16 protein-coding genes, 1 tRNA gene and 1 pseudogene are annotated in these 15924 nt (G+C 36.6%); 7 read left to right on the plus strand and 11 right to left on the minus strand.

Features of this window, described 5'->3' with window-relative positions; all coding sequences use genetic code 11:
- Nucleotides 1-25: 25 nt before the first annotated feature.
- The 4 genes from QFZ31_RS13925 to QFZ31_RS13940 are packed head-to-tail and all read right to left on the minus strand — an operon-like array spanning nucleotide 26 to nucleotide 2763.
- On the minus strand, nucleotides 26-1093 hold the full coding sequence (locus QFZ31_RS13925; RefSeq protein WP_307303637.1) for an alpha/beta fold hydrolase: 1068 nt from the start codon (nucleotides 1091-1093) through the stop codon (nucleotides 26-28).
- 20 nt (nucleotides 1094-1113) lie between these two features.
- A complete protein-coding gene (locus QFZ31_RS13930) occupies nucleotides 1114-1680 on the minus strand; it encodes a polyhydroxyalkanoate biosynthesis repressor PhaR (protein WP_307303640.1) in 567 nt (188 codons plus the stop codon).
- Nucleotides 1681-1700: 20 nt separating this feature from the next.
- Nucleotides 1701-2303, minus strand: coding sequence for a hypothetical protein (locus tag QFZ31_RS13935; RefSeq protein ID WP_307303641.1), 603 nt, complete (start codon nucleotides 2301-2303; stop codon nucleotides 1701-1703).
- A gap of 19 nt (nucleotides 2304-2322) precedes the next feature.
- Nucleotides 2323-2763: a hypothetical protein gene (locus tag QFZ31_RS13940; RefSeq protein ID WP_307303644.1), complete on the minus strand. Its 441-nt coding sequence runs from the start codon at nucleotides 2761-2763 to the stop codon at nucleotides 2323-2325.
- A 232-nt stretch (nucleotides 2764-2995) separates the two neighbouring features.
- Here QFZ31_RS13940 and QFZ31_RS13945 point away from each other — a divergent pair, with 232 nt between their 5' ends.
- Nucleotides 2996-3799: an alpha/beta fold hydrolase gene (locus QFZ31_RS13945; RefSeq protein ID WP_307303646.1), complete on the plus strand. Its 804-nt coding sequence runs from the start codon at nucleotides 2996-2998 to the stop codon at nucleotides 3797-3799.
- Nucleotides 3800-4057: 258 nt separating this feature from the next.
- On the opposite strand, the gene QFZ31_RS13950 is transcribed toward QFZ31_RS13945, so the two are convergent.
- From QFZ31_RS13950 to trpB, 3 genes and pseudogenes are all read right to left on the minus strand, one after another.
- Entirely contained in the window at nucleotides 4058-4714 is a 657-nt protein-coding gene (locus QFZ31_RS13950) for a YitT family protein (RefSeq protein ID WP_307303648.1), read from the minus strand.
- Between the two features lie 91 nt (nucleotides 4715-4805).
- Nucleotides 4806-6489: pseudogene (locus tag QFZ31_RS13955) on the minus strand (ABC1 kinase family protein).
- Between the two features lie 148 nt (nucleotides 6490-6637).
- A complete protein-coding gene (gene trpB / locus QFZ31_RS13960; protein WP_307303649.1) occupies nucleotides 6638-7804 on the minus strand; it encodes a tryptophan synthase subunit beta in 1167 nt (388 codons plus the stop codon).
- A 227-nt stretch (nucleotides 7805-8031) separates the two neighbouring features.
- Between trpB and QFZ31_RS13965 the strand changes: the two genes are divergently transcribed.
- Nucleotides 8032-8577, plus strand: a complete 546-nt coding sequence (locus QFZ31_RS13965; protein WP_307303650.1) for an NADPH-dependent FMN reductase — start codon at nucleotides 8032-8034, stop codon at nucleotides 8575-8577.
- Between the two features lie 52 nt (nucleotides 8578-8629).
- Here the strand turns inward: QFZ31_RS13965 and QFZ31_RS13970 are convergent, their stop codons facing one another.
- The 3 genes from QFZ31_RS13970 to QFZ31_RS13980 all read right to left on the minus strand — a co-directional run bounded on the left by QFZ31_RS13970 (nucleotide 8630) and on the right by QFZ31_RS13980 (nucleotide 9874).
- On the minus strand, nucleotides 8630-9256 hold the full coding sequence (locus QFZ31_RS13970) for a PspA/IM30 family protein (protein ID WP_307303652.1): 627 nt from the start codon (nucleotides 9254-9256) through the stop codon (nucleotides 8630-8632).
- 19 nt (nucleotides 9257-9275) lie between these two features.
- Nucleotides 9276-9623, minus strand: coding sequence for a flagellar basal body rod protein (locus tag QFZ31_RS13975; protein WP_307303654.1), 348 nt, complete (start codon nucleotides 9621-9623; stop codon nucleotides 9276-9278).
- A gap of 179 nt (nucleotides 9624-9802) precedes the next feature.
- A tRNA-Val gene (locus QFZ31_RS13980) sits at nucleotides 9803-9874 on the minus strand.
- A 147-nt stretch (nucleotides 9875-10021) separates the two neighbouring features.
- On the opposite strand from QFZ31_RS13980, the gene QFZ31_RS13985 reads away from it, so the two are divergent.
- The 5 genes from QFZ31_RS13985 (at nucleotide 10022) to QFZ31_RS14005 (ending at nucleotide 14519) form a co-directional block, all read left to right on the plus strand.
- A complete protein-coding gene (locus QFZ31_RS13985; protein ID WP_307303655.1) occupies nucleotides 10022-10246 on the plus strand; it encodes a hypothetical protein in 225 nt (74 codons plus the stop codon).
- Nucleotides 10247-10341: 95 nt separating this feature from the next.
- A complete protein-coding gene (locus QFZ31_RS13990) occupies nucleotides 10342-11064 on the plus strand; it encodes an alpha/beta hydrolase (protein WP_307303656.1) in 723 nt (240 codons plus the stop codon).
- Between the two features lie 102 nt (nucleotides 11065-11166).
- Nucleotides 11167-11679 carry a YjcG family protein gene (locus QFZ31_RS13995; RefSeq protein WP_307303658.1) on the plus strand — a complete coding sequence of 171 codons (513 nt, stop codon included), beginning with the start codon at nucleotides 11167-11169 and terminating at the stop codon, nucleotides 11677-11679.
- A gap of 6 nt (nucleotides 11680-11685) precedes the next feature.
- Complete coding sequence (locus tag QFZ31_RS14000; protein ID WP_307303660.1) at nucleotides 11686-12108, plus strand: GNAT family N-acetyltransferase; 423 nt, start codon at nucleotides 11686-11688, stop codon at nucleotides 12106-12108.
- Nucleotides 12109-12230: 122 nt separating this feature from the next.
- Nucleotides 12231-14519 (plus strand): ATP-dependent helicase, encoded by a 2289-nt coding sequence (locus QFZ31_RS14005; RefSeq protein ID WP_307303663.1) that lies wholly within the window; start codon nucleotides 12231-12233, stop codon nucleotides 14517-14519.
- Between the two features lie 157 nt (nucleotides 14520-14676).
- On the opposite strand, the gene QFZ31_RS14010 is transcribed toward QFZ31_RS14005, so the two are convergent.
- The gene (locus QFZ31_RS14010; RefSeq protein WP_307303665.1) at nucleotides 14677-15852 is read right to left on the minus strand and encodes an IS256 family transposase; all 1176 of its coding nucleotides are present in this window, start codon (nucleotides 15850-15852) and stop codon (nucleotides 14677-14679) included.
- Between the last annotated feature and the right edge of the window lie 72 nt (nucleotides 15853-15924).

Raw genomic sequence — 15924 nt, forward strand, 5'->3', positions numbered from 1 at the left:
CTTGTACGGATCTTTATTACAACAATTAAAGTGGATTTGAACGAGTGGAAGCCCATTCATCCACCACTAGTGCAAACAATCCGGTTAGCGCTAAGGAAACATGACCCGCTTCAACCAGCTTGTAAGTTTTATCCTCACTTGAGACTAAATCCATAATCGGAAGGCTTTGAGATTCCGGCACTAAATTATCGTTTGATGAGGAAATAACAAGCAAATTCGATTTAATATTTTTTAAATCTACAGGTTTATTGCCAATCATCAATTCCTGTTTAATAAGCTTGTTCTCCTTAAAAAGATCATTCGCTAATTGTCTAAAGGCCTCACCTGCAAATGGGACCTGATCAGTTGTCCATTTATTCATTCGACGCCATTTTTCCACATATCTAGCGTCATGAGCTCGGTTCAAAAGTGTCGTGTAGTTACTAAAATAAATTGGAGCCGATACTGCACGAAACATTGCTTCCACATAGGTTGACGGAACATTTCCATAAACATCAATTAAGCGATCAACATTTATATCACCATTCCTAAAACCCTCCATCCATTTATCTGGACCAGCAAACTCTGTAAAATCTATCGGTACAGTTGCAACAATCAAGTTTTTAATCGGTTCTTCTGCTATGGATGCATAAATAGAAGCAATCGTCCCGCCTAAGCAATAACCTACAATTGTCATTTCGTCCGCACCAGAATGGCGGATTGCACGTCTGATTGCGGTTCTTAAATACTTTTCGATGTATGTATCCATACCAATATTTTTATCTTCATAACCTGGTGTGCCCCAATCTAATAAATACACATCATATCCACTGTTAGTAAGCCCCTCAATTACACTTGCCTTCGGAGCAAAATCAAGAATATATGGTTTATTAAATAAAGAATAGACAAAAAATAATGGGATGCGATATTTTTTTTGTGTTGCTGGGTAATGCCATAATACAGATTTATTCTTTCTCCATACCTCAGTCCTAGGTGTATGACCAATTTTAGGTTCCGGCTCATTTAGCACTTGAAATAGGTGCTTCCAGCGTTTCATTTCTTTTTCATAATCTAACTCTAAAGGTGGAATAAAATCCTTTGTATCTACTGCCACTACTTTCCCCCATTTTCTACTTATTTGGTTGCCCCAGCCACTGTTAAGACAGGCTCTATAGGATGATCATTCTTAAACTGACTTTTAAGAATCTCTATATCTTCTTTAAGACTATTTAACTTATTAAGCTCGAACCTGATTTCTTGCAATTCACCTTTTAAATTCTTTGAATCTGCAAGTTCCTTTTTCGTTTTACCTAACTCTGTTTTAAGTTGTTTCGTTAGTTTAATAATTTCCTTGGATACATCTATAACACTTTCAATCTCCTTGCTTTGTGATTTCAATGAATCCTGTATATCCCAAATTTGTTCTTCAAGGGAATCAATTTTTTCTTCCGTTTGAATGGTTAATGAAGTAACATTCGCCAAGTCATTTTTAGTTGGAAGATTGAGCACACCTGCAACTGCCTCTTGATTCTTTTTAAAAGCTTCAAGGTAACGGGAGTGTGTGTCAGTCCCTGCTTTTGACATTTTGACATATTCATTGTTATTAGACAAAAGAAAAAGAAAATCATTTATTTGTTTCTCCCATATTTCACTATACTTCTTAAATGAATCATATGGGTCAAACGAGCTTTTAGTCGACATCTGGTTCACCTCAGGGTAATTTATGATTTTGAATTTGAAGCATTCTTCATATATTGCTGAAAGGGTAAAAGGGCAGACTTTACTTGTTTTTCAAAAAGATTCACGAAAATCTTTTGATTTTCATATAAAATATTCGTTGTACTCTTTACACCTTCAATATACTTCTCTCTGCTCCTCTTTCTAAAAGATAAATATTGTTCGACACTGTCTAGATACTTGTCTAATGCTTGTCCACTGCTTAAAGTACGAATTGGTGTGGTTAATAAAGATGTAGTTTTATTTTGAATGTCATCAACTACACGGTTGATCTCTTCATAGGACTTTACAGGGAAGAAATTTTGAATCGTAGTCGTGGTCATGAGTAATTCTTCACGTGCATATTTCTCCCATTCAAGCAGCTCTTTCCGGAATTGCTCCGTAATAGCTTGGCTACTTTCCTGATTTCTTTTAACACTCTCAACAAATTTTTTAGTAGCATTTAAGAATATTTCATCACGATGGTTTAATCGACCTGCCCATTCATCCACCTCTTCATATGCAGCTTTCCATACTAATTCAAAACTTGAAAGTTGGTTTTCATTGATTTCTTGATTTTCAATTGTTGATTCATTTTTATTGCCCATTGTTTTCTCCTCCATTTGGTTAGTCATCAAATAAACTCTTTAATTCTTCAAGTTCTTTCTTCAACGACTTTATTTTGACTGCCTTTAAATCCTTCACTTCATACTCAAAAAAACAAAGCATTCCACGCAAAGATGTATTAAGTTTTTTCAACTGTGAATAATTGCTTTTTAAGCCAATGTTTAGCATATACAGTGTTTCTTCCAGATTGTCCAGCTTTTCCTCACATTCTACTTTCCTTACGGCGAGCTGGGCTAAATCTTCTTTCTTAGGAATATCAAATACAGTTAACCAGTTGTTAATTACCTTTTTTTGAATCACTACATGATTTAAATGGTGTTCGACAGCTTTACCAAAAGAATGTGTAAAGGTTAGGCAATTGGCAGATAAATGGATTTGTTTATTCCACTCTTTTTCCAAGTTTTTGTAAAAGTTGACAGGGTCTGGTTGTTTTGTTTCCATAAAAGCCCTCTTAATCTAACCTATTTAGTATTGGCTCAAATCTAACATGAATATTACTATAATTCAAATTATTAAGATAAATGTTTCACTTGTAAACCTTCGTCGTTCGACAAATTACACCAATATATTTTAAAAGCGCTCAATCGTACTTCTTTTTCTGCATTCATCTGTTCTTTAGTAAAATGGGGTTTCATATACTTGACAATATCTAGTAAAAAAGGAGTTGTTAAGGATGCCTATAACTACAGCTAATGGAATTGATTTATATTATGAAATTCATGGTGAGGGCGAACCCCTGCTATTAGTCATGGGGTTATCACTATCTTCTAAGTCTTGGTTTCGGACAATCCCTGCTCTAAGTAAACAATATAAAGTCATAGTTTTTGATAATCGTGGTGTTGGTCTGAGTGGGAAACCAAATTCCCCCTATTCAATCGAACAAATGGCTGATGATGCTAAAGCAGTCTTAGATGCAGCCGAAGTAGAAAGTGCACATATCTACGGCATTTCTATGGGGGGAATGATTGCCCAAAGACTTGCATTAAAATATCCAGAGCGGATAAGGTCTCTCATCCTAGGCTGCACAACATCAGGCGGGGAAAAACATGTGCAGCCTAGCTCTGAGGTATCGATGTTAATGTTGTCTAGGGCGTCTTCTACTGCAACACCGGAGGAATTAGCCTGGGCAACTGCTCCAATCCTATATAGTCAATCTTTTATCGAAAGTCATCGTGACTTGATTGCAGAAGACATTCAGAGACGAATTGAAATTCCAATACTCCCATATGCCTATATGCTGCAGCTTCAAGCATGCTTATCACATGATACGTACAATGAAATTCAACAAATAAAGACACCTGTATTAGTTATTCATGGAGATGAAGATAGATTAGTACCTTATGAAAATGGTGTGACACTTGTTGAAAAAATTCCGAATGCAGAATTTTTAACGATCAAGGGTGCAGGTCATATTTATATAACAGAAGCAAATGATTTAGTTAATAAACCAGTTCTTGAATTCCTATCAAAGCAATGAATGAACTCGAATGCCCAATCAATTTGAATGGGCATTTTTTTCATTGAATGCTTGCACTTGTACCGCCATCAACTACTACTACTACTACTACTTTTGCTCCTGCATCCGCAAAGGCGTTTATACCCTATTAAAATCTTAATACATTTCATTTTAATAAAATATGCATATTTATCAACATTCACAAAAATGTTAAGAATCAAAAAACACTTAAAAAAAAGAACCCGATTTTAAAATGGGTTGCTTAGATAAATCTGTAATTTATTTTATTGAAAAATCAATAGTTTTATAGGCTACGAAGAAAGTTGCTAAAGAAAAGACTGCCTCCTTCAAGCCAAATATAAAAATGGCGCTTATGAAGATAAATAAATTAATGAACATCACTATTTGGCCAATTGTGAAAGATGACCGTCCACTAAATAAAATTGCTAAGATTTCTGTACCATCTAAAGATCCTCCAAATCGAATTACAGTCCCTACACCTAATCCGAGTAATCCTCCTCCCAAAAAAATCACTATCAAGGGATTTTGTGATATTGAAGGAAATGGTTCAAGAAGATGGGTAAAGAATGATAGAATCACTATCCCAAATAGACTTAATAGAATAAATCTATTGCCAAGATAAGAATAGCCTATAAAGAAAAAAGGAGTATTTAATAATAAGAGAAAGAAACCAACTTCAATGCTAGTCAGATGGGAGAGGATTATGCTGACTCCAACGATTCCACCATCAATTACATTATTTTTCATCAAAAATAACTGCAAGGCTATAGCTACCAGCATAGCACCACAAAATATGAATAGTAATCTTTTTGGTATTGATATATAGTCTGTTCTTTTGTTTAGTACATAATATTTCACTCTCTCCCTATACATGTACAGCCCCTTTTGTTTATTTATTATGACGGTATAGCTCATTATATTCCCCATAACATGAAACATGCCCGACCAATTGGTCAGGCAGAGACAATCTTTTCAATACGTTTATATAGAACAGCATAAAACTATTTCAAAATCTTCCTGATTTAACTATAGAATATAAAAGTAAGAGGAACATTGCCGTGGCAATACCAAAGCCGATTTCTATGACTGGCAGTCTTTGTAACAGGATGGATGTTTGCCCTGATAATGAAGCACCGATAATAATGCCTACCAATATAATACTAAAGGAGAGCAGTACAATGCTAAAGGAGAGCCTGTTGCTTATCTTATTAAGCTTATTAAGGACAGGTTCTATTTCCGGTGTAGTTATTTCAATCTGCATCTTCCCTTTTTTCATAACCGATGTAAAATCTTTAATCGTTTTTGGGAAATCTTGAAGGATATCTCCGTATTCTGTAAAGTTTGACCATGCAAACTCAGCCACATTTTTAGGCTTAAAGCGGTTCATGAGCAGTTGTCTTCCAAATGGTTCTGCAACAGCTAAAATACTAATTTCATGGTTTAATTTTTCGACTGTACCTTCCAATGTGAGCAACGTTTTCCCTAATATTGTTAAATCGGTTGGGATTAAAATCTTATGGCGATAGGCCACAGAAAAAAGTTCATTCACAGCTGTTCCAACACTCATCTGACTAAAAGGAACATCTATATACTTTTCACGAAGCTTATCTACATCTGCATGTAATTGTTTCACATTCACATCATCAGGTACAAGCCCCATACTTGTTATGGCCTTCACTACTTCAGTTGTGTTTTTTCTCATTAATGCAATGACAAAGGAAGCGATATGTGCCCTCATTTCAGGAGTAATCCGACCCACCATACCAAAATCCATAAAGGCAATAACCTGATCTGGTAGTGCCACAATATTGCCTGGATGGGGATCTCCATGGAAAAAACCATCGATTAGAATTTGATGAAAAATGGCATTGACTACCTTTTCACCTAATACCTTTGTATCATATCCTTCTAGGTGCAGCTTTTCAATTTCATTTAATTTAACTCCATCAATAAATTCCATCGTCAGGATTTTTTTGGTCGTATATTCCCAGTATACCTTTGGTATGTGAACTTTTGGATCATTATGGAATTGTTTAGCAATCTTTTCGGCATTCCTGCCTTCATTTTCATAATCTAATTCTTCGCGAAGTGATCTTGATAATTCTTCTACTATCGTCCGAATTTGGTATCTTTCAACCCACTCAATTCTACTTTCTGCTAATCTTGTGAGATCCTGCAGAATTTCTAAATCCGTTTCAATGACACTGATAATATTAGGGCGCTGAATCTTAACAGCTACACGTTCTCCAGTAAGCAAAACAGCGGAATGAACTTGACCAATGGAGGCAGCAGCTAACGGGATTTCGCTAAACTCAGTAAATGAATTTTCAAGCGAATCTGCCAATTCTTCTTCCAGTATTCTTTTCACTTCATTAAATGAAAAAAGAGAAACTCGGTCCTGAAGCTTGACCAGCTCATGAAGGATCTCAGCAGGAATAATATCCGGTCTCGTGCTGGCAATTTGCCCGATTTTCACAAAAGTTGGACCTAGTTCTTCAAGAAAACATTCTAATCCTTTCACCTGTTGTTCTGGTATTTAGTGTTTTATTACCTTCGACAAATACCTTCTTAGGTACGGCTAACAGATCTAAGAGTCCTAATTCTTTCATTACAAAACCAAATCCATACTTGGTAAAGGTATATACAATATCACGATAGCGTTGAATATGGCGAATCTTTTTCTTAATCATCTGCTCCACTCCTGTTGGGAGTATTTTAATAACATTTTTCCTCGAATCAAGATTCTCATTTTTTCTTAGATTTTTCAAGGTCCTTCTGCCAATGTTCGCTGAAATAACAAAAAGACGCATCGTTATCCGACACGTCTAGTCACAGCCATTACTTTTTTAACATATTGAATACTTGCTCTACATCTTTGTCTCCACGACCTGATAGATTTACGATTAGGACATCATCCTTCGGTAAATCCTTTGCTAGTTTTATTGCATATGCAACAGCGTGAGAACTCTCTAATGCTGGAATAATCCCTTCTGTTTTACTTAGGAGCAAGAATGCCTCTAATGCTTCTTGCCCTGAAACTGTAACGTATTCAGCTCTTCCGCTGGTTTTCAGGTGGCTATGCTCTGGTCCAACACCTGGATAATCCAATCCTGCGGCAATGGAATAGGTTGGCTGGGGATTTCTATTTTCATCCAATAACGTCAAACATTTGAAACCATGAATGACTGCTGGCGTTCCTTTTGTTAAGGTCGGGGCTTCTTTTGGCTCAACACCAATTAAACGTACATATTTTTCATCGATATAGTGTGCAAACGCACCAATTGCATTACTGCCGCCGCCAGCACACGCAATAACTGCTGTTGGAAGCTTACCTTCTTTTTCTATAATTTGTCGCTTTGATTCTTCACTGATAATCGCCTGGAAGTATTTAACCATGGACGGGTATGGATGAGGACCTACTGCCGATCCTAATAAATAAAAAGTATTCTGGTAGTTTTGAACTAGGTCTGCTAGGGCTTCATCGACCGCATCCTTTAATCGGCCCTGCCCTTTTTCAACCGGGACCACCTTTGCTCCCAATAATTCCATCCTAAAAACATTTAACGCCTGCCGCTCGGTATCGAGTTTTCCCATGTAAATGATACATTCCATACCAAACATTGCACACGCAGTAGCGGTTGCAACACCATGCTGACCTGCTCCGGTTTCAGCGATAATTCGTTTTGCACCCATTCTTTTTGCCAATAATATTTGACCAATTGCATTATTTATCTTGTGTGCACCAGTATGGTTTAAATCTTCTCGTTTTAGATAGATTTTTGCTCCACCCATCTGTTTCGTTAAATTTTCTGCAAATGTCAACGGGTTTTCACGCCCAACATATTCCTTGAGGTAATAGTTTAACTCCTCAATAAAGTCCGGGTCATCTTTAAACTTTAGGAATTGTGTTTCCAACTCGTTCATTACTAATTGTAATTCTTCAGGAACAAAACTCCCACCGAACTCACCAAAATAGCCTCTACTTTCTACACTAACTTTTTCCATCCTCAGCTCGTCTCCTTTTAGACTATCATATGACTAAATAATTTGGGTTTAAACTATTATAGAACAATATAACAGAATATTCAAATAATGTCTTCAATAAAATAATAGATATATAAAATAATTAGTTGTTAAAATCAGCTAAACCTCTTTGGGAGCCTCAGTTCTTTTCATATGATTTACTTTCAACATAGTGATAATATGAATTTAGACTGAAAGGAGAGATTTACGTGAAAATCGTAGCGCTTGTAGGTAGTAATCGTAAGGAATCGTTTAACAAAAAATTAGCGGTGTTTTTGCAAAATCGTTATCAAAGGAAAGCAGAAATTGAAATTCTTCCGATTGAAAAACTCCCAATGTATAATCAAGATGATGAGCTAACACCGCCGGAAATCGTAACGGAGATTAAGAAAAAGGTCGCTGAAAGTGACGGTGTTCTTTTTGTCACACCTGAGTACAACCACTCTATTCCGGCATTTTTAAAGAATGCCATTGATTGGTTTTCTCGTGTCGATAAAGTCATGGTCAACAAACCTGTTATGATCGTCGGTAGTTCCCCTGGGGTACTAGGGACCGTTCGTGCTCAAATGCACTTACGACAGATTTTAAATTCTCCTGGCATATCTGCACTAACACTACCTGGAAATGAAGTATTTATTGGCGCGGTTCATGAAAAGATCGACGAATCTGGAAAACTGGTTCACCAGCCAACCATTCAGTTCATTGATACTGTGATGGATAACTACATAAATTGGATAGAGAAACAAAGCTTATAAATACAAAAACGCATGGATACCTTACATCCATGCGTTTTGCATTTTGCATATTCTAATTTGAGTGATTCATTTCTTTTTCTAACTGTTCAATACGTGCATCAATTGTTGTTTGATTATATGAACGATTTACTTGATTCTCGAGACGATTGATATAATTCTCGATTTCTTGGAAACGTGAGAAGGATTTATCTGTGTTAGATTCTAATACTAGATCCATTCGATGATTTGCTCTTGTTACGTTTTCACGTCCCATCAGCTCCATTCTACGAAGTTGCATATCTTTTAGTTTATTTTTCATATCTCCATGCTTTCTATCTAATTCGGCTAGCTGACTTTTTACTTGCTCGAGAGATGCTTTTAATCTTTCTGCACGATTAGAATATAATTGCTGCTCCTCTAAGGCAAATTGATAAAGCTCAGATTCTCCCGCCTTTGAAGCTACTTCAGCTTGATATTTCCTTTTTTCAGCTAACTGCTCCGCATGGTACAGCTCTTTTGTAAACTCATCCTTAAGTGCAGTTTGACGCACCAAGAACTTTGCAACTTTTTCGGTTTCCTGTTCGCATTGGCGAAGGTATTGATTTAGTAAGAAAATAGGATTTTGTTTTTCTTTTTTATCAAGGACCTCGTTTAAGTCTGCAGTTACCGTATTCTTAATTCTTGTGAAAAGGTTTGTCATTTTATATTCTCTCCTTCGATTAATAATTTTTCAGTTCATTCCACTGCTTTTCATAATTTACAAATAGATCAGATTCTTCTTTAATTACAGAGCGTTTGCTGGAATTCCAGTTTTTATAGACAAGATAAAGAATGTAAGCAGCCACAACACCAATGATTGCAGGTGCATTAGAGATAGAAGCCATTAGAAAGATGACCCCAATTATGCCCAGTCCAATTTTCCCCCCTGTTGATTCTGCTTTTAAGAACTGTTTGTAGATGAGATATAAAAGCACCAAGCTTATTAGTAATCCCACCATCGGACCAAGTGTAGAAAGTAAAACGATGGCAGCAATTCCACCTGCTAAAACTAAACCAAATTTTTTCATTTTGTTTGCCTCCTTTGTTTTCTTGATATCATCTTACCTTTTTACAGCGTTTCACATAATTGAGCCTGAGCTTGATTTTTGATTAGGTCTAGAGACGTAGAAAGGGTCAGCCTCCTATGGAGACTGACCCTTCAACAGAAAAATCCTAACACCAATTGGATGTTAGGATTTTTTGATTATGATCTGAGAGGGATTCGAACCCCCGACCCCATCCCTGTCAAGGATGTATTCTCCCACTGAACTATCAGATCCCTTATTAAGCTACATTTATAATTATAGTAAAAATTGATTAAAAGTCAATAGTTTTTAAAAAGAACACCTGTTCTAAAATTTCTTGAATAAAGAACAAACGTTCGGATATAATAATAGTATATAACAACAGGAAAGGCGGGAAGGAAATGGATGGACTTTTGTTACGTTCTATAGAGGAAAATATTCCGTTAGAGATGATTTATCTATCTGAGGATCAACAGATTTCGCAGCGTAAATTACTTGTGAAGGAAGTCAATGATGAATATATTCGTGCTTTTTGTCTGCTCCGTAAACAGATTCGCACCTTCCGCCGGGAAAATATTTTATCCTTAATGCCAAATACTCGCTCCAATAATCGCTTCCTACACTAATACAACAATCCCATTCCATTCACTCCCCTTGAGCATTTCCAATATAATTATGATAAAATGCATTTGTATCTATCGAACATTGGGGGAATTGTCGCATGGAGATACCAAAAGGCACGATAAAAGAACATATTATTAAAAGTAATGAGCTGGGAGAAGAAATCCTTCTTCTCATTTATTTGCCATCAAATTTCTCACCATTATATAAGTACTCACTGTTAATTGCTCAAGATGGCCGAGATTATTTTCAACTTGGCAAAATCGGACGATTAGCAGATGAGTACCTTTTTAACCGAGAAATTGAGAATTTAATCATTGTTGGGATACCCTATAATAATGTAGGTGATCGCCGCAGGAAATACCACCCCGATGGTGATCAACATCAACAGTACATTCGTTTTTTAGCACACGAATTAGTACCGTTCCTAGATCAAGAGTACCCAACCTACCATATGGGCTCCACAAGAGCACTAATTGGTGATTCACTTGGAGCAACCGTATCTTTAATGACCGCTCTTCAATACCCGCACAGTTTTGGAAAGGTCCTTTTACAATCACCATACATAAATGAAAAGGTCTTGGACATGGTTAACAGCTTCACAGAAACAGAACTTTTAGAAATATATCACATCGTTGGAAATCAAGAAACAAAGGTTCAAACCACTAACGGCAAAATAAGTGACTTCCTCAGTCCAAATCGAAAGCTATCAGCTATCTTTACCGATAAGTCATTTACTTACTTTTACGATGAGTTTAATGGCGACCATACATGGACATATTGGCAGCCAGATTTAAAGAGAGCTCTTAAGATGATGTTTTAAAGGTGATTTCATATTTTTTGAATATTTGCTATAATATCAAGAAGGTCCATGACTGCACCATTTAATCACGGAAAAAATTCTTCTAATCTGGAGGTTAGACATATGAAATTTGGGGTTGTTATTTTTCCATCCAAAAAGCTACAAGATTTAGCGAATTCTTATCGAAAGCGTTATGACCCGCATTATTCACTAATTACTCCGCATTTAACATTGAAGAATGCATTTGAAGCAACAGAACAAGAAGTAATCCATTTTGCTGATAAATTACGGCATATTGCAAGTAATAACAGTGCTTTTACCTTAAAAACAACAAAAATCAGCTCTTTCCAACCAGTAAATAATGTAATTTACTTTAAAGTAGAACCGACTCAAGAATTAAACCAATTGCATCATGAAATCAATCAGGAATTTAGTGAGCAAAATTTTGAATATGCTTTCGTTCCACATATTACGATTGGTCAAAAGCTTTCGAATGATGAGCATTCAGATGTTTACGGTTCATTAAGAATGAAAAATTTTGACCATGAAGAGACGATTGACCGCTTCCATTTACTATACCAATTAGAGAATGGTTCTTGGACGGTTTATGAAACATTTCGCCTAGGAAAGGAATAATCAACTGTGAATGTAAAAGTTTGTGAAAATGAAAAAGAACTGCAAGATGCTTTCTCTGTTAGAAGAACTGTTTTTATCGACGAACAGAATGTCACTGAAGAAGAAGAGATCGATCAATTTGAGAAAGACGCTGTACATTTCGTTTCCTACCAAGAAGGCACACCGGTCGCTGCTGGCCGCTTTCGTGTTGTGGATGGTTTCGGTAAGGTAGAACGTATCTGTGTACTAAAGGAAGCTAGAAATACTGGTGCTGGAAAAGCAATAATGAGAGAAATCGAATCTTATGCTCAAAAAAAATCTCTACATAAGTTAAAGTTAAATGCACAAACACATGCTATCCCGTTCTACGCTGGCCTTGGATATGAGATAGTTTCTGAAGAATTTTTAGACGCAGGTATCCCGCATAAGACAATGTTAAAAAAAATTTAATTCAAGCACCTGCCCTTCTAGTGGCGGTGCTTTTTTCATTTCTTGAATTCAAGGGCACTTTTCGATATCGACAGGTTTTGTTATGATAGAGTTTGTCGTATTTTGAATAAAGAGGCTAAAAAATGAAAATTGCTATGCACCAAAACCAAAGAATTGTTCTTGACCAATTTGGAAGAGAACAATATCAACTCCTATATACGTATGGAAAAAATGGTGAATTATCCTGTCCTGTTTGCCACGAAAAAGTCCGGTTATTTCTCGGAATTAAGAAAGAACCATATTTTTATCATATAAAATCGCCGGAACATAAATGCCCAGAACCAGTTATTGAAGAAGAATTGGAACCAGTCATTGTAGAACGGGATGGGTTTCGTATCCCCCAAGGAAGAACGATTATTGAAACTACAAGAAATACAAGCTTATACCGTCCCTCCAAAACCATAGAATGTTCCACTCCATTTAAAAGAACTGAAGGTGTAAATCATCTTGCAAATGACACCTATTTAAGAGAACTGGCAGCAAACGGAGTTATACTTGATAAAAGTCAAGCAGCAGCTGTCGTCGAAACAAAAGGAGCATTATTAGTTCTTGCTGGTGCGGGGAGCGGCAAAACTAGAGTACTTACAGCACGTACTGCTTACATGCTGAATGTAAATAAAATTGATCCGCGTACCATTATGCTCGTCACCTTTACCTCAAAAGCTGCGGGAGAAATGAAAACTCGTTTACTTTCCTATCCTCAGATTACGAAGGACCAAATAGGCAAGCTGGTGACAGGCACCTTTCACAGTATTTTTTATCGTATTCTTATGTTCCATGAAGGAAACAATTGGTCATCAGATCGTCTGTTGAAGAAAGAATGGCAGCGCGAAAAGATCTTGAAAGAGGCTGGTAAGGCAATCGAGCTATCTGAAAAGGAATTTACTTATGATTTAGCCCTTCAGCAAATTGGATTCTGGAAGAATTCACTTCTTTTCCCTCATGAAGTGAAGCCGCTTACTGATTGGGAAGAAAAAGCTTCCTACCTATATAAGAAATATGAGGAATATAAAACACAAAAAGGTCTATTTGATTTTGACGACATGTTGATTGGCTGTTATCAGCTGTTGAAAAGCTCCCCGTCTCTACTTGAACTCTACCAAAATCGCTTTCAGTATTTTTTGATTGATGAATTTCAGGATATCAATAAGGTTCAATATGAGCTGATAAAGCTCCTTTCAGACAAGCATAAAAACGTTTGTGCTGTTGGGGATGACGATCAGGCCATCTATTCCTTCCGAGGCAGTGACCCTAGTTATCTTTTAGATTTTGAAAAAGACTTTCCTTATGCAAAGTTGGTTACACTAGAGCAAAACTACCGCTCATCCCATGAAATTGTCTCTGCGGCAAATGAGATGATTGCGAAGAATAAAGTTCGAAGAGTAAAGAAAATGAAGGCACAATTTGAATCAAGTATGTCTCCCATCCTCTTTTTCCCTTTTGATGAGGAAGAAGAAGCAACGATGATTGTAACCGATATCCAAGAGAAGATTGTACAGGGAGCAAAACCATCCGAATTTGCTATTTTATATCGGACAAATGCAGGTTCTCGTGCTGTGTTTGAACGGTTGGCTAGTTCAAACCTGCCGTTTAAAATTGATTTGGATTCAGAGGCTTTTTATGAACGGCATATTGTGAGAAGCGTTCTTTCTTTTCTAAAATTAAGCTTAGATGAAGATGACCATCAGACATTATCTGCTATTTTACCGAGTCTTTTTTTGAGTCAAACGGTGCTTAAGGATATAAAAGCTGAAAGCATACTGAAAGATTGTACCTATCTAGAAGCCCTTTCTCATTTAAAAACAAAGCACGCTTTTCAAGAAAAGAAATTAAAAACAGCAGTACAACTCATTCGCTCATTGAAATTTGGATCCCCATTAAAGTCGATTGAAACGATTGAAAAAGACCTGGGTTACCTTGATTTTTTGAAAAAACGCGGCACTGAATCAAATCAGCAAGATAAAGGTTCTGATGATTTAAAAGATCTAAAAGTTGCAGCCAAAAGCTTTACGAGTATTCAAGCTTTCTTGTCTCATGCTGAACATATGACGGCAATGAACAAGGAAATCAAAAATTTAAGCAAGCATTTTCCCGATGCTATTAGTCTAAGTACCATACACCGGGCTAAGGGATTAGAATATAAAAATGTATATATCATAGGAGCAGTAGATGGCAGTCTACCGCATGATTACGCATTGGATGGCTTAAGAAATGGTGACTTTTCAGAAATTGAAGAAGAAAGAAGACTTTTTTATGTGGCGATGACACGTGCCAAGCATGAGCTTCTTATGTCTGTTCCCCAAAATCGAAGAGGCAAAAAGGCTAATCCTTCGCGGTTTTTATCACCTTTAATAAAGCGTAAGAAAAAATAACAAAAAGACCTGTTTCCATCAAAGGAAAGAGTCAAGCCCATTATTATGTGTAAATTCATTCCTATGAAGAACAATGTTAAGCAGCTTATTTATTTTTGGTGTACTGGAAGGGGGGTACCCCCCTTCCAGTACACCAAAAATTCGCGCTTCGCGGTTACTATTTCTTTTCTTCTTGGTCCTGAATAATTCTTCTTCCTACTTCCTCTGCATAGTCCATTAAGACCGCACCAATTAATCGGAATGCGGATTGTGTATTAGGAAATATTCTAATTACCTTCTCTCTTCTCCGAACTTCCTCATTGATTCTTTCTAACGAGTTTGTACTTCGAATATGCTTATGGTATTTTGGTTTCTCATTTAGATATTGAATGGCATCTTCGAAGCCTTCTTCTAATATCTCTATAGCTTTTTCTAGTTTTGGATTATCTCCAAATTGCTCAATGAACTCATTTTTATATTTTCTTGCCTCTTCAACCGACGCTACCTCAAATATTCTTTTTAAACCCATTTTCACTTCGTCCATGCCTTTTTTTGGCATATGCGTAATGATATTCTTTTTGTAATGCACCGTGCACCGTTGCCAAGAGGATCCAACAAACTCTATACCAATGGCAGACTTTAACCCCTTGTGTGCGTCTGAAATAATTAGCTTAGGTGATTGTAGTCCTCTTGACTTTAGGTGCTGGAAAAATCGTTGCCAGGCTTCAGTGCTCTCCCCATGGTCTACTCTTAAGCCTAGAATTTCACGTCTATTGTTTTGGTCAACGGCCGTTGCGATATAAACAGCTTTAGATACAACACGATTATGTTCTCTTACTTTGATATACATGGCATCTGCAAAGATATAAGGGTAGTACATCGTATTCAGAGGTCGACTTGCCCATTGATTCACTATAGGATCTAGCTTTTCTGTAAGTGTAGATACAAATGATTTAGAAACCTTTTGCCCACAGAGTTGTTCCACGATCTTTGAAACTTTTCTTGTGGAGACCCCATTTACAACCATTTCAAGCATGGCTAATACAAGGGCTTGGTCACAACGAGCATATTGTTCAAACACAGTAGTCGAAAAGTCTCCACTACGAGTACGTGGTACTCGAAGAGTAATTTTCCCAATGCTAATTAATAAATCACGATCATAGTATCCATTACGGTAGTCACGTCGTGAAATAGAACGTTCATAGGATCCGGCTTGCAAGAACTCATCACGTTCTTTATCCATAAAAGAATTCAATACCAAGACGATAGACGCTTTGATGACAGCGTCTATATTAGAGTTCATAACAGAATCTTTTAAATCATCGATATTTAGGTTAAACTGTACTTGAGTCATAATTAATTCCTCCACATTGTTTTCTTAGCCGTTAACATTGTAGCCATGAGGAATTAATTTGACTCATTTTCT

Source organism: Neobacillus niacini, from assembly GCF_030817595.1.
GTDB lineage: Bacteria > Bacillota > Bacilli > Bacillales > Cytobacillaceae > Neobacillus > Neobacillus niacini_G.